At 67.0% G+C, this 24577-nt stretch carries 23 protein-coding genes; 10 read left to right on the forward strand and 13 right to left on the reverse strand.

Features of this window, described 5'->3' with window-relative positions:
• The first annotated feature begins 7 nt into the window (after positions 1-7).
• The 10 genes from flgE to CAL26_RS11770 all read left to right on the forward strand — a co-directional run bounded on the left by flgE (position 8) and on the right by CAL26_RS11770 (position 12939).
• The gene (gene flgE, locus CAL26_RS11725) at positions 8-1270 is read left to right on the forward strand and encodes a flagellar hook protein FlgE (protein WP_094847111.1); all 1263 of its coding nucleotides are present in this window, start codon (positions 8-10) and stop codon (positions 1268-1270) included.
• A 38-nt stretch (positions 1271-1308) separates the two neighbouring features.
• Positions 1309-2067, forward strand: coding sequence for a flagellar basal body rod protein FlgF (locus CAL26_RS11730; RefSeq protein WP_094847112.1), 759 nt, complete (start codon positions 1309-1311; stop codon positions 2065-2067).
• A 65-nt stretch (positions 2068-2132) separates the two neighbouring features.
• On the forward strand, positions 2133-2918 hold the full coding sequence (gene flgG, locus CAL26_RS11735; RefSeq protein ID WP_094847113.1) for a flagellar basal-body rod protein FlgG: 786 nt from the start codon (positions 2133-2135) through the stop codon (positions 2916-2918).
• A gap of 11 nt (positions 2919-2929) precedes the next feature.
• A complete protein-coding gene (locus CAL26_RS11740) occupies positions 2930-3664 on the forward strand; it encodes a flagellar basal body L-ring protein FlgH (protein ID WP_094847114.1) in 735 nt (244 codons plus the stop codon).
• Between the two features lie 7 nt (positions 3665-3671).
• Positions 3672-4808, forward strand: a complete 1137-nt coding sequence (locus CAL26_RS11745; protein ID WP_094847115.1) for a flagellar basal body P-ring protein FlgI — start codon at positions 3672-3674, stop codon at positions 4806-4808.
• Positions 4809-4811: 3 nt separating this feature from the next.
• Entirely contained in the window at positions 4812-5867 is a 1056-nt protein-coding gene (flgJ, locus tag CAL26_RS11750; RefSeq protein WP_094847116.1) for a flagellar assembly peptidoglycan hydrolase FlgJ, read from the forward strand.
• A gap of 129 nt (positions 5868-5996) precedes the next feature.
• Positions 5997-7655: a flagellar hook-associated protein FlgK gene (flgK, locus tag CAL26_RS11755; RefSeq protein WP_094847117.1), complete on the forward strand. Its 1659-nt coding sequence runs from the start codon at positions 5997-5999 to the stop codon at positions 7653-7655.
• A gap of 45 nt (positions 7656-7700) precedes the next feature.
• Positions 7701-9245: a flagellar hook-associated protein FlgL gene (flgL, locus tag CAL26_RS11760; RefSeq protein WP_094847118.1), complete on the forward strand. Its 1545-nt coding sequence runs from the start codon at positions 7701-7703 to the stop codon at positions 9243-9245.
• Positions 9246-9318: 73 nt separating this feature from the next.
• Positions 9319-10938 (forward strand): methyl-accepting chemotaxis protein, encoded by a 1620-nt coding sequence (locus CAL26_RS11765; protein ID WP_094847119.1) that lies wholly within the window; start codon positions 9319-9321, stop codon positions 10936-10938.
• Positions 10939-11217: 279 nt separating this feature from the next.
• Complete coding sequence (locus CAL26_RS11770; protein ID WP_143277419.1) at positions 11218-12939, forward strand: sulfatase-like hydrolase/transferase; 1722 nt, start codon at positions 11218-11220, stop codon at positions 12937-12939.
• Here the strand turns inward: CAL26_RS11770 and fliR are convergent.
• The 13 genes from fliR to fliF all read right to left on the reverse strand — a co-directional run bounded on the left by fliR (position 12899) and on the right by fliF (position 24302).
• Entirely contained in the window at positions 12899-13684 is a 786-nt protein-coding gene (gene fliR / locus CAL26_RS11775; RefSeq protein ID WP_094847121.1) for a flagellar biosynthetic protein FliR, read from the reverse strand. The two genes, CAL26_RS11770 and fliR, sit on opposite strands and share 41 nt — an antisense overlap.
• 22 nt (positions 13685-13706) lie before the next feature.
• On the reverse strand, positions 13707-13976 hold the full coding sequence (gene fliQ, locus CAL26_RS11780; protein ID WP_086064641.1) for a flagellar biosynthesis protein FliQ: 270 nt from the start codon (positions 13974-13976) through the stop codon (positions 13707-13709).
• Positions 13977-13989: 13 nt separating this feature from the next.
• Positions 13990-14778 (reverse strand): flagellar type III secretion system pore protein FliP, encoded by a 789-nt coding sequence (gene fliP / locus CAL26_RS11785; protein ID WP_094847122.1) that lies wholly within the window; start codon positions 14776-14778, stop codon positions 13990-13992.
• Positions 14779-14804: 26 nt separating this feature from the next.
• Positions 14805-15173 (reverse strand): flagellar biosynthetic protein FliO, encoded by a 369-nt coding sequence (gene fliO, locus CAL26_RS11790; protein ID WP_094847123.1) that lies wholly within the window; start codon positions 15171-15173, stop codon positions 14805-14807.
• A gap of 7 nt (positions 15174-15180) precedes the next feature.
• Positions 15181-15720, reverse strand: a complete 540-nt coding sequence (gene fliN, locus CAL26_RS11795) for a flagellar motor switch protein FliN (RefSeq protein ID WP_094847124.1) — start codon at positions 15718-15720, stop codon at positions 15181-15183.
• Positions 15713-16720, reverse strand: a complete 1008-nt coding sequence (gene fliM / locus CAL26_RS11800; protein WP_094847125.1) for a flagellar motor switch protein FliM — start codon at positions 16718-16720, stop codon at positions 15713-15715. The genes fliN and fliM overlap by 8 nt, the downstream gene beginning before the upstream one ends.
• Before the next feature lie 2 nt (positions 16721-16722).
• Positions 16723-17313, reverse strand: coding sequence for a flagellar basal body-associated FliL family protein (locus CAL26_RS11805; RefSeq protein ID WP_094847126.1), 591 nt, complete (start codon positions 17311-17313; stop codon positions 16723-16725).
• Positions 17314-17491: 178 nt separating this feature from the next.
• Positions 17492-18958 carry a flagellar hook-length control protein FliK gene (locus tag CAL26_RS11810; RefSeq protein ID WP_143277420.1) on the reverse strand — a complete coding sequence of 489 codons (1467 nt, stop codon included), beginning with the start codon at positions 18956-18958 and terminating at the stop codon, positions 17492-17494.
• Between the two features lie 14 nt (positions 18959-18972).
• Positions 18973-19422: a flagellar export protein FliJ gene (fliJ, locus tag CAL26_RS11815; protein ID WP_094847128.1), complete on the reverse strand. Its 450-nt coding sequence runs from the start codon at positions 19420-19422 to the stop codon at positions 18973-18975.
• Positions 19415-20893 carry a flagellar protein export ATPase FliI gene (fliI, locus tag CAL26_RS11820; protein ID WP_094847129.1) on the reverse strand — a complete coding sequence of 493 codons (1479 nt, stop codon included), beginning with the start codon at positions 20891-20893 and terminating at the stop codon, positions 19415-19417. Before fliI ends, fliJ begins: the two co-directional genes overlap by 8 nt.
• Positions 20890-21627 (reverse strand): flagellar assembly protein FliH, encoded by a 738-nt coding sequence (gene fliH / locus CAL26_RS11825; RefSeq protein ID WP_094847130.1) that lies wholly within the window; start codon positions 21625-21627, stop codon positions 20890-20892. The genes fliI and fliH overlap by 4 nt, the downstream gene beginning before the upstream one ends.
• Entirely contained in the window at positions 21620-22627 is a 1008-nt protein-coding gene (gene fliG / locus CAL26_RS11830) for a flagellar motor switch protein FliG (protein ID WP_094847131.1), read from the reverse strand. The genes fliH and fliG overlap by 8 nt, the downstream gene beginning before the upstream one ends.
• Entirely contained in the window at positions 22617-24302 is a 1686-nt protein-coding gene (fliF, locus tag CAL26_RS11835) for a flagellar basal-body MS-ring/collar protein FliF (protein WP_094847132.1), read from the reverse strand. Before fliF ends, fliG begins: the two co-directional genes overlap by 11 nt.
• Positions 24303-24577 lie beyond the last annotated feature (275 nt).

The following is a 24577-nucleotide window of genomic DNA, read 5'->3' on the forward strand; positions in this document are numbered from 1 at the left end:
AGAACGCATGGGTTTCGGACAAGGACTTAGCGGACTGGATGCCGCGTCGCAGAATCTGGACGTGATCGGCAACAACATCGCCAACGCGAACACCGTGGGCTTCAAGTCCGCCACGGCCACGTTCGCCGATATCTACGCCACGTCGCGCGTCGGCCTGGGCGTGAAGGTCGCCTCGATCGACCAGCGCTTCACGGTGGGCAACGTCACCTCCACCGGCGGCCAGTACGACCTGGCCATCGACGGCGCCAACGGGTTCTTCCGCATGGTCGATGGCAGCGGCGCGGTCTCCTACACGCGCAACGGCCAGTTCGGCATCGACAAGGACAACAACATCATCAATGCGGCGGGCCAGCAGCTGACGGGCTACGGTCCCGGCGGCGTCGGCACGGCGCCCGTGCCGCTGTCGCTGCCCACGGCCAACATCGCGCCGGCCGCGACGACCAAGTCCGGCTTCACGGCCAACCTGAACGCCAATGCGGCCGTGATCCCCGCGACCACCGATTTCGATCCGACCAATACGGCGACGTACACGGATTCGCAGCCGATGACGGTGTACGACTCGCTGGGCAACTCGCACCAGCTGACCACATATTTCGCCAAGCGTGCCGGCGCGGCCGGTCCCCCGGCCACCAGCGTCTACGACGTGTACTACACGCTGGACGGCGCCGCGATGGCGCCCACCACGCCGCCGGACGCCACGACCACGCCCGCCACGCCGTGGGGCGGCGCGACCCAGCTGACCTTCGACACCTCGGGACGCCTGCTGAACAACCCGCCCACGGTGAACCTGTCGTTCGCCACGCCGGGCGGCACGGGTTCGCCGGCGGCGCCGCTGGCGATTGCGATGGACTACACGGGCACCTCGCAGTTCGGCGGCGACTTTTCCGCCGGCTTCACCCCGGACGGCAATACCACCGGCGAGTTCACCAGCATCAGCTTCGGCAAGGATGGCAGCATCATCGCCAACTACACCAACGGCAAGACGCAGACCGTCGGCACCGTGGCGCTGGCCAGCTTCAACAACGTGAACGGCCTGCAGCCCATCGGCGACAACGCCTGGAGCGAAACGTCGGAATCCGGCCAGGCCGTGCTCGGCCAGCCGGGCACCAACGGGCTCGCCAATCTGCAAGGCCAGGCGGTGGAAGCCTCCAACGTCAACCTGAGCACCGAACTGGTGAACATGATCGTGGCCCAGCGGACCTACCAGGCCAACACGAACACCATCAAGACGCAGGACCAGGTGCTGCAGTCCTTGCTGGCCATTCAGTAAACGTGACGGCAAACGGTAACCAGGCAGGATAGGCGCGCATGGATCGAGTCATTTACACCGCGATGAACGGTGCTGTTCGCATCAACGAGGAGCAGGCCGTTCTGACCAACAACATGGCCAACGTCAATACGCCCGGGTTCCGGGCGCAGATGGCCATGTACCGGTCGGTGCCGGTCAACGACGCCACCAGCCTGCCGACCCGTGTTTCCACCGTCGCCGCCACGCCGCGCAACGACTTCACGCCCGGCGTGATGGACGCCACGGGGCGCGACCTGGACATCGCCGTGACCGGCGATGGCTGGATCGCGGTGCAGACGCCGCAGGGCGAGGCCTACACGCGATCGGGCGACCTGCAGGTCGGCGTCAACGGCCTGCTGCAGACCGCGCAGGGCATGCCGGTGCTGTCCAACCAGAACGGCCCCATCGACGTACCGCCCAACGCGACGCTGACCATCGCGTCGGACGGCACGATCACGGCCATCGGCGCCGGCGACCCGCCCAACACCATCCTCAACCTGGGGACCATCAAGCTGGTCAGCCCGCCGCTGACCTCGCTGGTGCACGGGGACGACGGCGTGTTCCGCCGCGTCGCGGCCAATGGCCAGCCGGCGCCGGCCATGCCCGCCGATCCGACCTTGCGCGTCATGCCCGGGGTGCTGGAGGGCAGCAATGCCAATGCCGCGTCGTCCATGGTCGGCATGATCGAGAATTCGCGCCGTTTCGAGATGCAGATGCAGGTCATCCGCGACGCGCAGACCAACGAGGACAAGGCCAACACCTTGCTCTCAGTCAGTTAAGTATTTCAGTAAAGCATTCATCGTGACGCGGCTATCGCGCCGCGCACCCAGGAGCCCCAAACACCATGCTACGTTCGCTGTGGATCGCCAAGACCGGCCTGGAAGGCCAGCAGACTTCGCTGGACGTCATTTCCAACAACCTGGCCAACGTCAACACCAATGGCTTCAAGCGCGGCCGGGCCGTGTTCCAGGACCTGATGTACCAGACGCTGCGCCAGCCCGGCGCCCAGGTCGGCGACGCCAACCAGCTGCCGTCGGGCCTGCAGCTGGGTACCGGTACGCGCGTGGCCGCCACGGAACGCCTGCACACGGAAGGCAACCTGACCAATACCAGCGACCCCATGGACATCGCGATCCAGGGGCAGGGTTTCCTGAACGTGCAGTTGCCCGACGGCACGGACGCCTATACGCGCGACGGATCGCTGCAGGTCGACCAGAACGGCCAGCTGACCACCGCCGGCGGCCTGGTGATCCAGCCGCCCATCAACGTGCCCAACAATGCGCTGTCGTTGACCATCGGCAAGGACGGCACCGTCTCCGTGACCCAGCCCGCCGCGCCCGGCACCAACGTGCAGATCGGCCAATTGCAGCTGGCCAATTTCATCAATCCCAACGGACTGCAGTCGGTTGGCGATAACCTGTACCTGGAAACGGACGCCTCCGGCGCGCCCAACATCGGCCAGCCCACGGTGGACGGCCTGGGCAGCATCCTGCAGCAGTACGTCGAAACCTCCAACGTCAATGTCGCGGAAGAACTGGTGAACATGATCACCACCCAACGCGCCTACGAAATGAACAGCAAGGCGGTCGAAACGTCCGACCAGATGCTCGCCCGCCTGACCCAGCTTTGATGAAACGACCCATGCGCGCCGTGCTTTTCCTTCGATCCGTGTGCTTCCTGGCGGTGGGCAGGCCGGCCTGGCGCGGCGTGGTGGCGTCTTTGCTGTTGACCGCCGGACTGGCGGGTTGTTCGCTGGTGCCGCCCGAGCCGGTCGTGCTGGGGCCGACGACGGCCATGCCGCCCATGCCCACGGCGCCGACGCCCTTGCCCGATGGGTCGATCTACCAGCCCACCGTCTACGGCAACTATCCGCTGTTCGAGGACCGCCGCCCGCGCAACGTCGGCGACGTCGTGACCGTGGTGCTGGAAGAGCGAACCGCGGCCGCCAAGAACGTCGCGACCAATACGACGCGCACGTCCAGCACCGACAATTCCATCGCCGCTTCGCCGGGTTTCCTGGGCAGCTGGTTCAATGCCAAGCTCGATACCAATACCACCGGCAGCAATGTGAACAAGGGCGCGGGCGACAGCAGCGCCAACAACACCTTCACGGGCGTGCTGACGACCACGGTGGTCGGCGTGCTGCCCAATGGCAACCTGCAGGTGGCCGGCGAAAAGCAGATCGCGATCAATCGCGGCAGCGAATACATCCGTTTCTCCGGCGTGGTGGATCCGCGCTCGGTGACCGGAGTGAATACCGTGTCTTCGACCCAGGTGGCCGACGCTCGCATCGAATACCGCAGCAAGGGCGTCATGGACGAAGTCCAGACGATGGGCTGGCTGCAGCGCTTTTTCCTGATCGCGAACCCGTTCTAATTCCGATATGACTTATCTCACAGCCTATCCCGACGCGCTCCGCCGCCTGGCGGGGGCGCTGCTGGCGGGCGTGCTGCTGGCCGCGGCCGGCCTGGCGCATGCCGAGCGGCTGAAGGACCTGGCCAGCATCCAGGGCGTGCGCGGCAACCAGTTGATCGGCTACGGCCTGGTGGTTGGCCTGGACGGGACCGGCGACCAGGTGCGCCAGGCGCCGTTCACCCAGCAGAGCGTCACCAACATGCTGTCGCAGCTGGGCGTGACCATGCCCAACAACAGCAATATGCAGCTGAAGAACGTCGCGGCGGTCATGGTGACCATGAGCCTGCCGGCGTTCTCGCGGCCCGGGCAGACCTACGACGTCAACGTGTCGTCGATGGGTAACGCCAAGAGCCTGCGCGGCGGCACCCTGCTGCTGACGCCGATGAAGGGCGCCGATGGCCAGGTCTATGCCCTGGCCCAGGGCAACATCCTGGTCGGCGGCGCCGGCGCGTCCGCCGGCGGATCCAGCGTGCAGATCAACCAGCTGAACGGCGGCCGCATCAGCAACGGCGCCGTCGTCGAGCGCGGCGTGCCGACGACCTTCGCGCGCAACGGCAGCATGTTCGTCGAGCTGAACGAACTGGATTTCGGCACCGCGCAGAACGTCGCGGCCGCCTTGAACCGGCATTTCGGCGGCGGCGTGTCGCAGGTCGTCGACGGCCGCACGATACGCGTGCAGGCGCCCACCGACCCGGCCGCACAGGCCGCCTTCATTTCGCAGATGGAAAACCTGCAGGTGACGCGCGCGCCCGCGAGCGCCAAGGTCATCGTCAATGCCCGTACCGGTTCGGTGGTGATGAACCGTACCGTGATGCTCGAAGAATCGGCCGTCGCCCATGGCAATCTGTCGGTGGTGGTCAACCAGACCAATGCGGTGTCGCAGCCCAACACCCCGTTCGGCGGCGGCCAGACCGTCGTGGTGCCGAACACGCAGATCGACGTCCGCCAGGAAAACGGTTCGCTGCAGCACGTGCGCACCAGCGCCAACCTGGCCGACGTGGTGCGGGCGCTGAACGCCCTGGGCGCCACGCCGCAGGACCTGCTGGCCATCCTGCAGGCCATGCAGACCGCCGGCGCCCTGCGCGCCGAGCTGGAGATCATCTAAGCCATGGCGCTCGGCTCCTCCCACACCGCGGGCGCCGGCCAGCCCTCCATATTCGACTTCGGCTCGCTCTCCAGCCTGCATCGCGACGTGACGACCCAGCCGGGCTCCGCCGAGAAGCAGGCCGAGGTGGCGCGCCAGTTCGAAGCCGTCTATATCCAGATGCTGCTCAAGCAGATGCGCCAGGCCACCATGAAAAGCGGCCTGCTCGATTCCAATGAGTCGCAGATGATGCAATCGATGGCCGACCAGCAGCTGGCGCTGCAACTGGCCAATCCCGGCATCGGCCTGGCGCAGTCGCTGCTGAAGCAGATGCAAGCCAACCAGCCGGCCGCCGGACAGGACGGCGCGGCGCAGGACGGCGCCGCCCAGGACGGCGCCCAGGCCATGAAGCCCCTGGACCTGGCCGCCCGCACGGTGACCTCCGGCTCGTCGAACCCGGAAATCGCCGCACTGCTGCGCGTGCTGCGGCGGGGCGGGGCGTCCGACCGCGCCCTGGCCGCGGCGGAAGGCGCGCCCGACCATGTGGTGGACTTCGTCGCCCAGATGGCGCCGGCCGCGAAGGCCGCGGAACGCCAGAGCGGCGTGCCGGCCCGCCTGATCATGGGCCAGGCCGCCCTGGAATCCGGCTGGGGCCAGCGCGAGATCCGCTATCCCGATGGCCGCACCAGCTACAACCTGTTCGGCATCAAGGCCGGCGACAGCTGGAAGGGCAAGACGGTCAATGTCCTGACCACCGAATACGAGAACGGCACGCCACGCAAGGTCACGCAGGCGTTCCGCGCCTACAACTCCTACGAGGAATCCTTCGCCGACTACGCGCGCCTGCTGGGGACCAATCCGCGCTACGACGCGGTCGCCGACGCGCGCGACGAGATCGACGCGGCCCGCCGCATCCAGGCCGCCGGCTACGCCACCGACCCCCGCTACGCGGACAAGCTGATCGGCGTCATGGGCCAGCTGCAGGGTGCCGGACGTCTGGCCAAGGTGTCCGACGCCGCCGGGCTGGACGGCAAGGCAGAGCTGCTGGGCAGCGATTTCGAGGGCGCCGGAGACCCCTAGGACAGGGAAACGCGGCGGCCGCACTGCCGGCGCGGAGCATCACTTTGCATTTCATTAAGTTTCGAACGCGCTTGCCGTTAAGCCAATATCCAGACGTTTCAACACGGTTATTCGAGAGGCATCCCGACCATGAGTTTGTACAGCCTGGGCCTGAGTGGTCTGAATGCGGCGCAAGCGGGGTTGACCACCACCGGCCATAACATCGACAACTCCACGACGGACGGCTACAACCGCCAGCGCGTGCTGACGTCGACGGCGGGCTCGACCGCCAGTGCGGCCGGCTTCTACGGTCGCGGCGTACAGGTCGACACGGTCCAGCGGCAGTACGACAGCTTCCTGTACAAGCAACTGGTAGGCTCGCAGAGCACCAGCTCCTCGTACTCGACCTATCTGGACCAGGTCACCCAGATCGACAACATGATGGGCGACGAAACGGTGGGGATCTCCCCGGCGCTGGCCGATTTCTTCGCCAGCGTGAACGCCGTGGCCAGCAAGCCGGCGGATGCCGCGACCCGGCAGGACCTGATCGGCAAGGGCCAGGCCCTGGTGTCGCAGATCAATTCCGCCTACCAGGACCTGCAGACCCAGCGCGACGGCCTGAACCAGCAGATCAGCCAGACGGTGAATTCCGTCAACGGCTACCTGAACCAGATCAACAAGCTGAACCAGGAAATCGTCGTGGCCCGCGGCCAGGGCGGCGGCAATGCGCCCAACGACCTGCTGGACCAGCGCGACCAGCTGCTGTCCGAACTGTCGAAGACGGTAGGCATCCGCTACACCACCCAGGGCGACACGGTCAGTATTTCACTGGAATCGGGCCAGGCGCTGCTGTCGGGCACGACGGTCTACTCCCTGCAGGCCATTCCGTCGGCGTCCGACCCGACGCGCACGGTGGTGGCCTACAACCTGCCGTCCGGCCCGGGCGGGGCCACGACCCCGGTCGAACTGAACGACGCCAAGCTCACCAACGGCACCCTGGGCGGCCTGCTGCAGTTCCGCTCGAACTCCCTGGACGTGGTGCAGAACCAGCTTGGCCAGATGGCGGCCGGCCTGGCGATGACCTTCAATGCGCTGCACCAGCAGGGCGTCGACCTGCAGGGCAACGCTGGCGGCGATTTCTTCTCGCTGCCGCCGTCCACCGCGCTGACGGGCGCCAAGAACACCGGTAACGGCAGCCTGACGGCGACCTACACCGACGCCAGCCAGCTGACGGCCAGCGACTACAAGATCAGCTACGACGGCACCAACTATACGGTCACGCGCCTGCCGGACAACACCTCGGTGACGGCGACGGCCACGGGCACGCCGCCTACCGCGCTGGACTTCGACGGGCTGACGGTCAGCATCTCCGGCACGCCGAACGCCGGCGACAACTGGACGCTGCAACCGACCCGCAACGCGGCGCGCGACCTGGGCATGGCGATCACCGATCCGGCCAAGATCGCCGCGTCCAGCACGACGAATCCGGGTTCGGCCAACGGCGACAACGCCCTGGCCCTGGCCAAGCTGCAGACCACGCGCAACCTGTCGGGCGGTTCGCTGAGCGTGACCGACATGTTCTCGCAGATCGTCAACAACGTCGGCCAGCAGACCGCCGATGCCAAGGCCAACGACAAGGCGCAGACGTCGGTGGTCAACCAGCGCACGGCGAACAACGCGTCGATTTCGGGCGTGAACCTGAACGAAGAGTACGTGAATCTTTCGCAGTACCAGGAGCAGTATCAGGCCGCCGCCAAGATCATCGACGTGGCGAGCACCGTCTTCGACGCCTTGCTGGGCCTGAAGTAAACCTGCCACCCGTATCAAGATAAAGCGCTTCCGGAGTAACACAGCATGATTCGCCTGAGCACCGCGACGATTTACCAGAGTGGCCTGAACGGCATTCTGAAGAACGAGTCGGACGTCAACTACCTGCAGCAGCAGCTCAGTTCCGGCCGTCGCGTGGTGACGCCTTCGGACGATCCGCTGGCGGCCGGACAGGCGATCACGGCTTACCAGAATCTGAATATGGCGGAGGCGTACGGCAGCAACCGCGACGACGCCAACAACTCGCTGGGCAATGAGTCCAATACGCTGTCCACCGTGGTGTCCACGCTGACCGACGTGTTGACGCGGGTGGTGCAGGCCGGCAACGGCACGCTGGCGGACCAGGACCGCAACACGCTGGCCACGGTGCTGGAGCATGCGCGCGACGCCTTGTTCGCCCTGGCCAATACCACCGACGGCAACGGCCAGTACCTGTTTTCGGGCACCGCAGGCAACGCGGCGGCCTATGTCAAGGATCCGACCACCGGCGCGGTCACCTACAACGGCAACAGCGGCCAGCGTGTGGTCCAGGTCGAACAAAGCCGCCAGATGAACAGCTCCGACGTCGGTTCGGACATCTTCAATCGCGCGACGCCGGGCAGCACCGCCTATGTCGCGTCGGCCGGCGCCGGCAACACGGGCACGGCGACCTTCGTGACGCCCAGCGTGGCGTCGGGCGGCGGCTCGGGCAACAACTTCAAGATCGATTTCGCGGCCGACCCGGTGACCGGCGACATGATGTACACGGTCACCACGACGGACGCCGCCACGGGCGCCACCACTACCAGTACGCCGGCCGCTTACACGCCGGGCGACGCCATCGACACGGGCGGTGGCGTCACCATGGTGGTCAACGGCGCGCCGGCCGATGGCGACAGCCTGTCCATCAACACCGCCGGCACGCCGTCCTATGTCGCGGCGCCTGGCGCGACCAACGCGGGTACGGCGACGAGTTCGCAGCTGACCGTCGCCCCCGGCGGCGCGTCGGGCAACAATTTCCAGATCGACTTCGCCAAGGATGCGGTGACCGGCGACGTCACCTACACGATCACCACCACGGATCCCGCGAGCGGCACCAGCACCACGACCGCGCCGACGGCGTACACGCCGGGCGACGCCATCGACACCGGCGGCGGCGTCAGCGTCGTCATCGATGGCAATCCGGAAGACGGCGACAGCTTCACCGTCAATCCGACCAATAGCGCCAGCGTCGATATGTTCGCCACGCTGGGCGAACTGATCACCGCGTTGAAGTCCCCGGCGCAGAACGATCCGGCGGCCCAGACCAAGCTGGTGAACCTGCTGGCGACGGCCAACAAGACTTTGTCGATCAACCTGGACAACGTGTCCACCGTGCAGGCCTCCGTCGGCGCACGCCAGAACGAACTGGATGCCTTGGACACGACCGGCACGCAACGGACCTTGACGCTGAACAAGACGCTGACCGACCTGACGCAGATCAACTACTACGACGCCATTTCCAACATGAGCATGCGCCAGTTGTCGCTGCAGGCGTCGATGTCGGCATTCAACGCGGTCAAGGGCACCACGCTGTTCAGCATGAATAAGTAGGCGAGCGACTTTCCTTTTTTATGAGACAAACGTTTCCCCATGGGGAACGACGGTTCTGTGGATAGATAACGATATGTTCACCAATATGAAAATCCGCACGTCCATCATCGCGTTGCTGGCGTTATACCTGGCCGCGATGCTGGTATCGAACGCCGTCGCATGGCTCGGACTGCAATCGAGCAATAGCAAGCTGGACGCGGTCAACAATATCTATAGCGACCAGGTCGTCAACCTGTATGCCTCCTATGCCCAGGTGCTGCGTGCGCGGCAGGTGCTGAACAATGCCTACGAGATGATCCAGGCCAATCGCAGCGACGACGGCATGAACCAGATCTCGCGCGCGGCCGGGTTCAAGGCCGATGCCGACAAGCGCATGAACCTGTTCAGCCAGTCGCCCAAGCTGCCCGCGACGGTGGACATGTCGCAGGCCATCATGGCGAACTACAAGGCCTACGCCGGGCTGATCGAAGAGCAGATCAACACGCTGCGTTCGAAGCAGATCGATGCCTACCTGGCGTCATCCAAGGCGTCGTCGGCCGCCAACCAGACATTGGATAAGTCGGTCCAGGGCATGCTGGACTACCTGGACAAGGCGACGGACGACATGGTGACGCTGGGACACCGCGATTTTTCGCTCGCGCGTACCGTGACCGTGGTCATGGTCATCTTCGCGCTCCTTCTGACCGTCGCCTGCTGGCTGGTCCTGAGCCGCCTGGTGTTGCGTCCGCTGCGCGAAGCCGGCCAGCACTTCGACAAGATCGCCGCCGGCGACCTCAGCCAGCATGTGGAAGTGCGCAGCACCAACGAAATCGGCCTGCTGTACAGCGCCGTCAGGCGCATGCAGGAAAGCCTGACGCGCACGGTGTCTGCGGTACGCCGCGGCGTGGACGAGATCAACGTGGGCTCGCGTGAAATTTCCGCGGGCAACACCGACCTGTCCAGCCGCACCGAGCAGCAGGCGGCGTCGCTGGAAGAGACGGCGGCGTCGATGGAGGAACTGGCCTCGACGGTCAAGCAGAACGCCGAGAACGCGCGGCAGGCCAACCAGCTGGCGGCCAGCGCGTCGGACGTGGCCGAGCGCGGCGGTTCGGCGGTGGCGGAAGTCGTGAACACGATGCAGGAGATCTCGGGCAGCTCGCGCAAGATCTCGGAAATCGTCAGCGTGATCGACGGGATTGCGTTCCAGACCAACATCCTGGCGCTGAATGCGGCGGTGGAAGCGGCGCGGGCGGGCGAGCAGGGCAAGGGATTCGCGGTGGTGGCGGGCGAAGTGCGCTCGCTGGCGCAGCGCAGCGCGCAGGCGGCCAAGGAAATCAAGTCGCTGATCGAGGATTCGGTGACCAAGGTGGGCGCGGGTTCGCAGCAGGTCGAACGCGCGGGCGCGACCATGCAGGAGATCGTGGCCTCGGTGAAGCGGGTGACCGACATCATGGGCGAGATCTCGGCGGCGTCGGAAGAGCAATCCAGCGGCATCGACCAGGTCAATCGGGCGGTGTCGCAGATGGACGAAGTCACGCAGCAGAACGCGGCGCTGGTGGAAGAAGCGGCCGCCGCGGCCGGATCGCTGCAGGAACAGGCCCAGCGCCTGGCCGAGGCGGTGTCCGTCTTCAGGATCAACGAAGGCCAGGTCATCGACGTGCCGGCGCAGCAGCTGGCCGGTGGCGCGGCCTACGCCCCGCTGGCAGCCGGCTGACGCGCTATATCACAGCAGGTCCTGCAGAAAAAGGCGGCCCGCGAGGCCGCCTTTTTTGCTTTCTGTCCACGGCCTTTTGCTTTTGGCCGCTGATTTTGCGCGTTCTGCCCTCGATCGGCCGATCAGCGTTGGAGATACGTGAAACAGACGATGCTCGGCAGGCCGCCATCGTCGAATCTATTCATCTCCACTGTTTCTAACCCAGCTCTCCATTCTTTCGAACGGCTCGATGGGATGTCGGCGTAGCGGTGCGGTGGGTTCGGTAGCGCATGCGACGGCGTGCCCCGGGCCCACACCCACGTGTCTTCGTCCTTTCCGGGTCCAACGACTCGCTCCGCTTCCTTTCACCCTCGCGCTTCCCGGTCCTTCAACAGCCTCCGTACCGTCATTCCCCACGGCCTGCCGGAATGGCTGATCCTGTTCTATACGGCGGGGGCCTACCTGGCGCTGGACGGTTTCTTCGCGATCCAGCGATTCCACACCATAGGCTTGAACGTGCAGGGGCATTTCGGCCTGGCGGAATACCTGAGGCAGGGTGTCTTCATACTCGAATACCTCGTCGCCATCCTGGCGCTATATGCCGCCACGCGGGTGCGGCCGGCCGCGGGATTGCTCTTGCTGTTGCTGCTGTGGCTGCTGGTGACGGTCGACCTGTCGGCGCACGCCGTCTACGGCCGGCCCGCCGGCATCGGCAACATCAGCGCATTGAACGCGTCGGCGGGGATGCTGGATGCGGCCTTGCAGGAATACGGCCATCTGATCGGCCTGGCGGCGGGCAAGGCGGCGATATTGTTCGTGCCGCTATTGATGAAATGCCTGGTTCCGCGTCGCTCGCGCGCCCCGTTCGCGTTGCTGGCCATCATGATCCTCGCGCTCGGCGGCATGTACGGCTACATCCTGACGCAGCGCGGACCGCCGGCCCTGATCGGCTTTCCCAAGGGCTTTTCCTATGGTTTCGGCTCCCTGGCCACCCAGGCCAACGATCTTCTGGACCATCCTCGCTATCGGCCGGCCCACGTCATGGCCGCCGACGATATCCATGATTTCCGCAACGTCATCGTGATCGTGGACGAGTCCGTGGAATACACGCATTTCGAGCAGGAGTTCCAGGGCAAGGGCGCGGCCTACGCCGATTTCGGCCTCGCCTACAGCGGCGGCAACTGTTCCGCCGCGTCGAACTACATCCTCAGGAAAGCATGGTGGCCCCGCGCCGACAGCGGGCACGTGGACATCGCCCGCACCGACAGCCTGTTCGCGCTGGCCCGGCAGCGCGGATACACCACCACGTATATCGACAACCAGGGGGTGCTGGACGATCCGTCGACGCGCAACTACATCAACCGCGACGAGCTCGCGGACATCGATCACGTCATCGCCAACAACGGCCCGCTGTACGAGCGCGACGCACGGGCCGCGAAGCAGATCCTGGCGCGCGCGGCCACGGGCAGGAACTTCATCCTGATCAACAAGGACGGCGCGCATTTCCCGTACGCGGACTACATTCCGCCGGCGTCGGTGTCGGGGGACAAGGTCACCGACTACCGGGCGGCGATCCGCCACAACTCGGCCGATTTCCTGGCGACGCTGCGGCACGGGCTGTCCGCCGATACCATCGTTTTCTACACGTCGGACCACGGCCAGAACCTGACGACGCGCGCCACGCACTGCAATACCGGCGACGAAGCCACCGCCGAGGAATACCGCGTCCCGTTCCTGGTGCTGGCGACGGACCCGGCCGTCCAGGCCCGCCTGCGGCAGGCCGCCCTGATCCAGCACGACAGGCTGACCCACCTGGAATTCTCCGAATCGGTGCGCGAGGCCCTGGGCTACCGCTTCGAAGGCGTGAAGTCGCTGTATGCCGCCGCGCCCATCGATACACCGTTCTGCGGCCTGTATGGGTCGCCCAAGGTGTTCTTCGGCGTCCGGCCGGCATGCAAGCCCTTGCCGGCGCCAACAGCAGCTATCCCGCCATCAGTCCCGCCAGCCGCTCCATCGCATTGATGCCTTCCTGGAACAGTTCCGCCAGCGACCCCGTGCTCTGCGGCAGCGCGACGGCCAGCAGGATGACGCCCGCCGACAGGGTGATGGGGAAGCCCACCGCGAACACCGACAGCTGCGGGGCCGCGCGGTTCAGTATCCCGAGCGCCAGCTGTATCGCCAGCAGCGACGCCAGCAGCGGCAGGGCCAGCAACAGGCCGGAAGAAAAGATCTTGGTGCCCAGATGCGCCACCATCTGCCAGCCATCGGCATGCAGGGATGCCGTGCCGATCGGCACCAGGGTAAAGGTCTTGATCAGCATGCCCAGCATCAACAGATGCACGTTCAGGCTCAGGAAGGTCAGCATGGCCAGGATGTTGAACAGCCGGGCCAGTACCTCCGTGTTCGCCTGGGTGGTCGGGTCGAAGATCGTGGCCAGCGACAGGCCCATTTGCAGCCCGACGAAATCGCCCGCCGTCTGCACGGCGGCGAAGCAGATGCGCATGCAGAAGCCCATGGCGATGCCGATGAAAACCTGCTGCGCGAGTATCCACAATCCGGCCAGCGAACCTGGCGACACGGTCGGCATGGGCGGCAGCGACGGCGCGATCGCCACCGCCAGCACCGCGGCCAGGCCGATCTTGGTGGTTCGCGGCGCGCTGCTTTCGCCGAACAGGGGCGCGATGCCGATCAGCGCCAGCAGGCGCGTGAATGGCCACAGGAAGGTGTTGATCCACCCGTACCATTGATCCAGCGTGAAGGTGATCATGGCGCCATGCCGCGACCTCGGGTCACGATACCAGGTTGGGGATCTGTTCCATGATCTGGCGGATGTAGTCGGTCATCATGCCGATCAGCCAGGGTCCCAGCAGCACCAGCGTGGCGGCGACGGCCACCAGCTTGGGAATGAACGATAGCGTCATTTCGTTGATCTGCGTCGCCGCCTGGAAGACGCTGATCAGCAGGCCCACCGCCAGCGTGACCAGCAGCAGCGGCCCGGCCACGACCATGATCATGCGCATGGCCTGGTACGTCATCGTCATTACGGTTTCGGCGTCCATGGCGGGCCTCCGGTCACTGGTAGAAACTGCGGGCCAGCGAGCCCAGCAGCATGTGCCAGCCGTCAGCCAGCACGAACAGCATCAACTTGAACGGCAGCGCGACCGATATGGGCGGCACCATCATCATGCCCAGGCCCATCAGCACGCTGGCCACCACCATGTCGATGATCAGGAAGGGGATGAAGATGGTGAAGCCGATCTGGAAGGCGGTCTTCAATTCGCTGGTGATGAACGCCGGCACCAGCACCTTCATCGGCACGGCCGAGGGATCGTCCATCGGCGCCTGGTTCGCCAGATTGGCGAACAGCGACAGGTCGGTCTCGCGCGTCTGGTGCATCATGAACGTGCGCAGCGGCTGCGCGCCGCGATCGATCGCGGTCTCGAAGGAAATCGTGCCGTTGGACAGCGGTTCGTAGGCGTCCTTGTAGATCTGGTCGAATACCGGCGACATGGTGTAGGCCGTCAGGAACAGCGCCAGGCCCACCAGCACCAGATTGGGCGGCGTGGTCTGCGTGCCCAGCGCGTTGCGCATCAGGCTGAGCACGATGATGATGCGTGTGAAACCCGTCATCATCAGCAGCGCGGCCGGGATGAACGTCAGCGACGTCAGCATCAGCAGCGTCTGCACGCTCAGCGAATAGGTCTCGCTGCCGTTCGGACCGGGCGTCGCGGTCAGCGCCGGCAAGGTGGCTTGCGCCGACGCCGCCAGCGGCGCGCACGCGAGCGCCAGCAGCGCCAGGCCGCACAGCACGCGGCGCAGGGGACCGGCTACGCCGTGTCGAGCGCGTAAGAATCGATTCATGGGACCATCCAGCCGTATCCGCCGCGTCAGCCGCGGCGCAAGGCCTGGGTAAGTTTGCTGGCGAAGGAAGCATCCGCGCCGCCGCGCCGGCGCGCGAGCAGGGAGGTCACCAGGGCGCCGGGCTGCTGCGCCGGCACGGCGGCGTCGCCCGCGGGCAGCGTATGCAGCAGATTCATCTGGCCGACCGTCACGCCGACCAGCAGCCAGGCGTCGGCGACTTCCACCAGCACGATGCGCTGGCGCGGGCCCAGTGTCAGGCTGTCGACGACGCGCATCGTGCCGCCCGCCGCGCGCCCGGCCAGGCCGGCGCGGCGCGCCAGCCAGCCGCAGGCCAGGATCGCCGCGATAACGACGACCAGGCCCACGATGACACGGAAGGTTGCGGCGTCGCCCATGTCGTGCTCAGCGCCGGCCGTTCAGGCGGTTGATGCGCTCGGCGGGCGTGATGATGTCGGTCAGGCGGATGCCGTACTTGTCGTCGACGACCACCACTTCGCCCTGGGCGATCAGGTAGCCGTTGACGAAGATATCCATCGGCTCGCCGGCCAGGCCGTCCAGCTCCACCACCGACCCTTGCCCCAGCTGCAGCAGGTTCTTGATGGTCAGCCGCGTGCGGCCCAGTTCGACCGTCAACTGGACGGGCACGTCCATGATCAGGTCGATGTCGGCGTTGGACTTTTCGGCGGAGCCGGTCAGGGGCTTGAATACCGACGCACCGGCCGGCTTGGCCGCGGGCGCGGCGGGGGCGGGCGCGGCGGCCGTCGCGCCCGCGCTGGCGGCGGTCTGCTCGGCCAGGGCGTCCGCCCAGTCGTCGGCGGGCTTCAGGCCGTCGGCCTGCGTCGGCGGCGCGGCGCGCGACTGTTCCGCCAGGGCGTCGGCCCAGTCGTCGCTGGCCGCGGCGGGTTTGTTTTGATCGGGCCGCTCGGCGTTCTGGTCAGTCATGGTCGGGGGCCTCGTTCTCGGGGTCCAGAGGTGTAAGCAGTTTGTGTACGCGCAGCGCGTACTGGTTGTTGAACACGCCGTAGCCGCAGTCCATGACGGGCACGGCGTCGATGTTGGCGGTCACGATTTCCGGCACGTCGACCGGCAATACGTCGCCCACCTTCAACTTCATCAGTTCGCGGATCGACGACGGGATGCGGGCGAATTCGGCGATCAGCTCGACGTCGGCGCTGCGGATCTGGCGCGACAGCTGGCGCGCCCAGCGCTGGTCCACGGCTTCCAGCGCGGTTTCCTGCAAGGGGCGGGTCAGCAAGTCCCGCACCGGTTCGATCATCGAATAGGGCAGGCAGATGTTCAGGTCGCCGCCGGTGGCGCCGAACTCGATATGGAAAGGCGTGACCACCACGACCTCGTTCGAGCCCGTGATGCTGGCGAACTTCGTGTGCATCTCGGAGCGCACGTACTCGAACTCGACCGGATACACGGCTTCCCAGGCTTTGCCATAGCTTTCCAGCGTCAGGTTCAGCAGGCGCCGGATGATGCGCTGTTCGGTGGTCGTGAAGTCGCGGCCTTCGACCCGGGTGTGGTAGCGGCCATCGCCGCCGAACAGGCTGTCGATGACCAGGAACACCAGGTTGGGGTCGTAGCTGAACAGGGCGGTGCCGCGCAGCGGCTTCATCTGCACCATGTTCAGGTTGCTGGGCACCGGCAGGTTGCGTTCGAAATCCGAGTACTTCAGGATGCGGATCGAGCCGACGGTGATGTCGGCGTTGCGGCGCATGAAGTTCAGCAGCACATTGCGCATGTGCCGCGCGAAGCGTTCGTTGATCAGCTCCAGCGTCTGCATGCGACGCCGCACGACCCGTTCCGGAGAGCTCAGGTCATAGGCGCGTACGCCGTCCTGTTCGCTCTGGCTGGTTTCCTTGCCGTCGCTTTCGCCGGTGACGCCCGCCAGCAGGGCGTCTACTTCGTCCTGCGATAGGAACGCCTCGTAAGCCATGCTTATTGCACCACGAATTCGGTGAACAGCACGTCGGTGACGTACTGCCCGTCAGGCAGGGGCGTGAAGGGTTTGTTGATCGCCTTCAGCAGGGCGCTGGCCAGGTCGACCTTGCCTTGCGGCGTCTGCACGCTTTCCGGCGTCTGCGCCGACAACAGCATCAGGACGCGGCTGCGCACTTCCGGCATGTACTTTTCGATGCGCTGGCGCGATTGCTCGTCGGCCACCCGCAAGGTCATGGCGACATGCACGATGCGCTCGCGGTCGGCGCTCTGCAGGGTCACCGTGAACGGCGTGATGGGTATGAAGATGGGCGCGGGCACGGCCTGCGGGGTCTGCGGCGGCGCGACGAAGGTCGTCGGCGAGGCGCCCACGGCGGGTTGCTGCGCCTGCCCCACATTGATCTGCACGGCGGAATTGGCCGCGTTGCGCTGCGAGCGTGTCGTGATCATCCAGGTCGTCGCGACGCTGGCGCCGGCGACGATCAGCAGGACCAGCAGGCCGATGATCGGGCGGAGGAAGCGCGACGAGCCGCTGTTACGCATCGGCAGGGTGCTGCGCGGCGGCATGGTGGGGGTTTTTGATGTCGCCATCTCGGATGGTGGTTGGTTTACCGGGAAAACGGATATCTATTGTTCGCTTGCATTTTGCCTCACTTGGGCAGGCAGGACGCAAGGGAAAAACAGGGCGAAAACTGGGTATCTCCGCCTATTGCGTGACGGGTTTCGATGGTGCCTGGGAAGGCGGTCCGTGCGGTCCGGCGGCGCGCGCTCATGCGAAGGTGTCGACCCGTCCGGCTTCCACGCCGCGCGCCGTGGGTACGGCGATCTGCACGGTATCGCCCGACGTGTCCGCCTGTGCCTGCGCGGCGCCGCCGCCGCCATGGCCGGGGCGGTCGCCGCCCTGGTTCATGCCGCCGAAGCCGGCCTGCGCGCCCTGGTCGCTGACGTTGGCCTGCCCCAGCGAAATGCCGGCCTGCGCCAGGCTCTGCTGCAGCTGCGGCAGGGCGGACTCGACGGCCTGGCGCACGGCGGCGTGGGCCGATACGAACGACGCTTCCGCCACGCCGTTGTTCAGCTTGATCGTGACGCTGAGCGGGCCCAGGTCGGGCGGGTCGAGGCGCAATTGCGCGGTTTGCGCGTCGTTGCCGGCGCGATGGGTCATCAGGACCAGCTGGCTGCCCAGTTCGGCGCCCCATTGGGGCTGGCCGACCGGCGTGTGGATGGCGGGGGCGGCGACGTTCGCGCTGGCGCTGGGCGCTGGCGCCTGCCAGGCGGACGCCAGGGCCTGGGCCATGTCGCCGGGCGTGGCGTGGGCGCCGACGCGCGGCGCGGTGGCGTCGGCTTGCGTATCCCTGTCGCCGTTGGCGCGGGTCGCGTTGGCCGCGGCGCGCAAGGCATCGTCCTGCGGCCGCGCGGCGGCATCCGTGCCGGCGTCGGTCCCGGTCCCGGCGCCGGCCTCGGCCTGCCGGCCGGCGCGAGGATCGACGGCCAGATCGGCGGCATGGGTGTGGTCGGCGCCGCGGCCGGCGGCGTGCGCGGTCTCGCCGGAATGGACTCCGGGGGCGGCGGCCGTCCGCGCATCCGCGGCGGCGCCTTGTGCGGCCACCCCGGGCAGGGGCGCGCCAAGGGCTTGCGCCGGCGCGGGATCGGCGTTTTGTCCATTCGCGGGCGTCGTGGCGCCTGGCGCCGGCGCCGTAGCCGTGGCGCCCGCGTCCGCGGTCGCCAGTTCGATGGTGCCGGTCAGCGCGGTGGCCGCGCCGGCCGTGGCGGTGACGCCGGCGGGCGCGCCGGCCTGGCCATCGGTGGATGCCGGCTTGCCCTGGTCCGCGCCACCGCCCTGCAGCTGCAGCGACAGGGTGGCGATCGCCAGCGCCTGTTGCGCCAGCGTCGGCGCGGCGTCGGCGCCGGCCGCGGCGGCGAGCTTGTCTTCGTCAAGATGGCCGTCGTCCGCCTTGGCGTCCTCGCCCGCGGGCGTGGTGTTCTGCGGCGGGGTGCTGGCGGCGTCGGCCGGCGTGCGCACGGCGCCGTCGGCGGGCGTGGCCGCATCCTGGCTGGCGCGCTGGCGCGCCATGATGTCGGAAAAGCGCGAGGCGTCCTTGCCGTCGCGCGCGCCGCGGCCTTCCGGGGCCGAGGCGGCGGGCCGCGTGGCGCCGGGCGTTGCCGCGCCGGCGGCCGACGGGCCGGAAGGGGGAGCGGAGGGCGTGGCCAGGGCAAGCATGGCAAGCGGGGAAGTCATGGTCGGCGTCCTCTTCAATGCAGTCCCCCGCCGCGCCGGACCAGGCGCGCGGAGTACTCGTCATTCAGGCGTTGTTCGCGGCGCGCGTCCTCGCGCGCCTGCACTTGCTGCTGGCGTTGCGCCAGCGCGTCGAAGGAGTTCAGCTTGCGGCGTTCTTCGCGCCAGTGTTCCTTGCCTTGCTCCAGATGCGTCGCGGCCTGCTCGAGCACCGCTCGCTGCTGGTCGATCGCATCGTCCAGCGTGGCGATGAAGCGTTGGTAATTGTGGCAATCGGCGGCCGACATGCCGGTCATCATGGCGGTCTGCAGGCGTTGCAGATAGTCGGCGCGGTAGTCGTGCAGCATGGTCAGCTGCTGCTCCGCCTTGTTGCGCGCGACATGCAATCCGCCCAGCTGCTTGGCCGCTGCGTCCGTGTGGTCCTGGGCCAAGGAGATCAGCATATCCAGGGGGAGTTGGCTAGGCATGCGATTCACCTGTCTGTAATGTGGCCTGCAGTTGCGCGACGGCCGTGCCGTAGTCCACTTTTTCGCCGACGTTCTGTTGCAGGAAGGCTTCCAGGCGCGGATAGCGCGCGATGGCGTCGTCCAGCGCCAGGTCGTGTCCGGGCGCGTATGCGCCCACGGCGATCAGGTCGCGGTTGCGCTGGTAGCGCGAGACCACCTGCTTGAAGCGCCGGACCACCGCGAACTGGTCGGTGCTGATCAGGGACGTCATGGCGCGCGAAATCGACGCCTCGATGTCGATGGCCGGGTAATGGCCAGCCTCGGCCAGGTGGCGCGACAGCACCACGTGGCCGTCGAGGATGGCGCGGGCGGAATCGGCGATGGGATCCTGCTGGTCGTCGCCTTCCGCCAATACGGTATAGAACCCGGTGATCGAGCCGGCCTTGCCGTTCGGCCCGGGCGCGCCCATGCCCGCGCGTTCGACCAGGGCGGGCAGCCGCGCGAATACGGACGGCGGATAGCCCTTGGTGGCCGGGGGTTCGCCGATGGCCAGCGCGATCTCGCGCTGCGCCATCGCGTAGCGGGTCAGCGAGTCCATGATCAGCAGTACGTCCAGCCCCTGGTCGCGGAAGTGTTCCGCGATACGGGTGGCGTAGGAGGCGCCCTGCAAGCGCAGCAGCGGCGACACGTCGGCGGGCGCGGCCACCACCACCGAGCGCGCGAGGCCGTCGGGACCCAGGTTGTGCTCGATGAATTCCTTGACTTCGCGGCCCCGTTCACCGATGAGCCCGACCACGATGACGTCGGCCTTGGTGTAGCGCGCCATCATTCCCAGCAGCACGCTCTTGCCCACGCCAGAACCGGCGAACAGGCCCATGCGCTGGCCACGGCCCACGGTCAGCAGGCCATTGATCGCGCGCACGCCGACGTCCAGCACCGTATCGATGGGCGCGCGCGACAGGGGGTTGATGGGCAGCGCGGACAAGGGCGCCGCGTCGGCGCCGACCAGCGGGCCGAGGTCGTCCAGCGGCCGTCCGCCGCCATCCAGCACGCGTCCCAGCAGGGCATTGCCCACCGGCAGGTGGCGGCCCAGCGCGGGCTTGGCATTGCCGTTCAGGATGGCCTTGCGGGGCAGGGGGATCTGCCGCTGCAGCGGCGGCTCGCCGGGAACGACGCGCGCGCCGGGCGGCAGGCCGGAGATGTCCGACTGCGGCATCAGGTAAAGCGTATGGCCGTCGAAGCCGACCACCTCTGCGTCGGCCCAATGGTCGTGGCCGGGCGCGATTTCGATGCGGCACACCGCGCCGACAGGCAGGCGCAGGCCGGTGGCCTGCAGCACCAGGCCGGTGGCGCGGGTCACGCGGCCGGTCGCCAGCCACGGGTCGGTGGAGTTGGCCCGGATGGAGCCGATCTGCAATTGCGTGACCCAGCGGTCCACCACCGGAACGGCGGGGACGCCGGGGATGGTGGGGGCGGCGTGGGCGTCGCTCATTCCTCGCTCTCCAGCGGCATGTCGCGGCCCAGCGAGGCCGCGACGCGGCGCCAGCGCGTTTCCAGCGTGGCGTCGATTTCGCCCAGCGAGGTTTCCGCGCGGCAGCCGCCGCGCGTGATCGATTCGTCGACCAGCACGCGCCAGGGGCCGGTCTTGAGTTCTTCGGCCAGGTGCAGGCGGACCAGTTCCAGGTCGAGCGGATGCAGCCACAGGCGCAGCGGCGCGGCCGCCGTGGGATTCATGTGCAGCACTTCACGGACGGCGGCAAGCAAGGCATCGGACTGGTTCGCGACGGTGATGCGCACGACCTGGCGCGCGATGTCCAGCGCCAGCGTCATCAGCGCCTGCCCGGTCTTTTCCTCGAGCTGCGCCAGGGACGTCGCCGTGGCGTCGGCGATCGCGCGCAGGCGTTCGGCTTCCTCCGCGCCTTGCTTGCGGGCATCGGCCAGGCCTTCGGCGTGGCCCGCCTTGCGGCCTTCCTGCAGGCCTTCTTCGTAGCCACGCGCGCGGCCTTCGGCGACGCCCAGGTCGTAGCCTTCGGCACGGCCTTCCTTCAGGCCGCGGGCATGGCCGGCGCGGCGGGCTTCTTCCTGTACCTGGCGGGGATCGGGGCCCGGGTCCGGCAGTATTTCCGGCGCGCGGGCGGCCGCGTCCTGTTCCTCGAACGACGCCAGGCGCCAGCGCTGCCAGGGCGCGTTGGCGGGCGGCGCTGGAACGGCACGGCGTTCAGACATACGCGTCGTCTCCCTGGCCGCCCAGCACGATCTGGCCGCTCTCGGCCAGGCGGCGCGCGACCAGCAGGATCTTCTTCTGCTCGGCCTCGACCTTGGACATGCGGATGGGGCCTTGCGCTTCCAGGTCCTCGCGCAGCATTTCCGCCGCGCGGCTGGACATATTGCGCAGGAACTTGTCGCGCAGGTCCTCGACCGCGCCCTTGAGCGCCACCATGAGGGTGTCGTTGTCGACTTCCTTGAGTATGAGCTGGATGCCGCGGTCCTCGACCTCGAGCAGATTCTCGAACACGAACATTTCGTCGACGATCTTCTGCGCCAGGTCGGCGTCGCGCTCGCGCAGGCTGGCCACGACGTTTTCCTCGTCGGAGGAATTCATCATGTTCAGGATCTCGGCGGCGGTGCGTACGCCACCCATCTTGCTGCGCTTGGCGCCCTGGCCGGCCAGCACGGCATTCAGCGTTTCCGTCAGCTCGGACAGCGCCGCTGGCTGCACGCCGCCGAAGGTCGCGATGCGCAGCATCACGTCGTTGCGCAGGCGTTCGGTCAGGCGGGTCAGCACGGCGGCGGCGCGGTCGCGCTCCAGGTGGACCAGGATGGTGGCGATGATCTGCGGATGCTCGTCGCCGATCAGTTCGGCCACGATGTGCGGATCCAGCCAGTTCAGGGCATCGATGCCGCTGCCGCTGTCGCCCGCTTCCAGGATGTCCTCGATCAGGCCGGCGGCGCGGTCGCTGCCCAGCGCCTTGGTCAGCACGCTGCGGATGTAGTCGTCCGAACCCAGCGTCACCGCGATGAACTGGTCGGATTCCTGGCGGAATTCCTCCAGCACCTCGGCCACGTCTTCGCGCGTCACCTGCTTGAGTTGCGCCATCGCGGCGCCGACCTGCTGGACTTCGCGCGCGCTCAGGAAGCGGAAGACCTCCGCCGCGGCGTCTTCGCCGAGCGACATCAGCAGCACCGCCGCACGCGTCATGCCATCGATGGGTTTATCACTTGGCATCTTTGCTCATCCAGGTACGCAGCACCATGGCCACCGCGCGCGGATCCTTGTTGGCCATATCGCGGGCGCGTCTCATGTTGTCCTCGAAACGATCCATTTCCTTGGCGCGCGCCTGTTCCTGGGCGTCGCGCAGCGCGTCCTGGCGCTCGATCTCGGCGATTTCCGGATCGATGGGCGGATTCATATACCGCTCGTAGATCGGACGGACCAGCGAGCGCCACACCCACACCGCCAGGATTGCCAGCACCAGCCAGCCCAGCACGGTCTTGGCCATCGAGATGTTCGACGGATCCTTCCACCACGGCGTCGCCGGTTCGCTGTCGTTGAACTGGCTGTTCACCACGTTCAGGGAATCGCCACGCGCTTCGGAATAGCCCATGGCTTCCTTCACCAGCGTGGTGAGCTTGTTCAACTGTTCTTCGGGCAGCGCCTTGGGTTCGCCTTCCTTGTCGGGCATGTAGTTGATCACCACCGCCACCGACAGGCGCTTCACCGCGCCGACCGGTTGCTTGATATGGCTGATGGTGCGATCGACTTCGTAATTGGTGGTGTTCTCGCGGCGCGACGTCGACGGACCCTGCTGCGCGGCCGCGCCGGTGGTGGACGTGGTCTGCTGCTGTTGGCCGGCCTGCCCGGGCTGTTGGGCGCCCGGCTGGCCGGGACGCTGCTGCGTCGCGGGCGGATTGGCGATGGGCGCCTGCGCGTTGGCCGGCGGCTCGTTGCTCAGCGCGCCCGGGATGCCCTGCGCGGGATTGACGCCGTTCTGCTGGGAATCGTTGGTCTGCTGGCTGCGCACCGCGCCCTGGCCCGGTTCCTGATTGGGCCGGTATACCTCCGACGTTTCCTCGCGGCGGGCGAAGTCCATGTCGACGCTGGCCTGGGCGTGCACATTGCCCGGGCCGACCAGGGGATTCAGGATCGCCAGGATGCGCTCGACGGTGCGCTGCTCGGTCTCGCGTACGTAACGCGTCTGGTCGGCATCCATGCCGCGGCCTTCGCCGCTGGGCGAGGACAGCAGGCGGCCGTTCTGGTCGACGATGGAAACGTTGCTGATATTCAGGTCGGGAACGCTGGACGCCACCAGCCAGGAAATGGCCGACACCTGCGAATCGCCGATGCTGCGGCCCGGGTAGAGCGTCAGCACGATGGAGGCCGTCGGCGGACGGCGGTCGCGCACGAACAGGGTCTGGCGCGGCAGCGCCAGGTGCACTCGCGCGTGCTGCACGGCGTTCATCGATTCGATGGAACGCGCCAGTTCGCCTTCCAGGCCGCGCTGGTAATTGATCTGTTCGGTGAACTGGCTGGCGCCGAAGCGGGTATTGTCCAACAGCTCGAAGCCGACCGAGCCGCCGCGCGGCAGGCCCTGGCCGGCCAGTTGCAGGCGGGCGTCGTAGACCTTCTCGGACGGCACCAGGATCGCCGTGCCGGTCTCGTTGAAGCGATAGGGCACGTTCATCTGGTTCAGGGCGGCGACGATGGCGCCGCCGTCCCGGTCGTCCAGATTGGAGAACAGCACCTTATAGTTAGGGTCGCGTCCCCACATCACCGCCGCGACGATCAATGCGATGACCGCCGCCGCCGCGCCCAGCAGCAGCGGTTTCGGAACGTTCCGCAGTTTCTCCAGCACGGGAAACCGCGAAATCAGGGAAGAGGTCAGTGTGGCCTGCTGGTTCATCGGCTGCCCCCGCTCGCCAAACGGCGCGAGTTCCGGGGATGTATGTCGGGGGTGGGCAAGTTACACATGCAACGTGCTTCGGGTATCGGAGCGTGGATTATGGCTGCGCGGTCCGACATCCCAAGGGGAGAAAAACCTGGGTTTTTGGCGTCATTTGCCATTTATGTCTTGCGCGGTACAAGCCTCCGGCGCCAAGCAGGGGAAATATCGGGTTTTTTGACTTCATTTGTGCCGTATGCTGTCGCCCCTGGAGCGGTAGTCTCTAGCCACCGACA

This window comes from Bordetella genomosp. 9, assembly GCF_002261425.1.
Lineage (GTDB): Bacteria > Pseudomonadota > Gammaproteobacteria > Burkholderiales > Burkholderiaceae_B > Bordetella_C.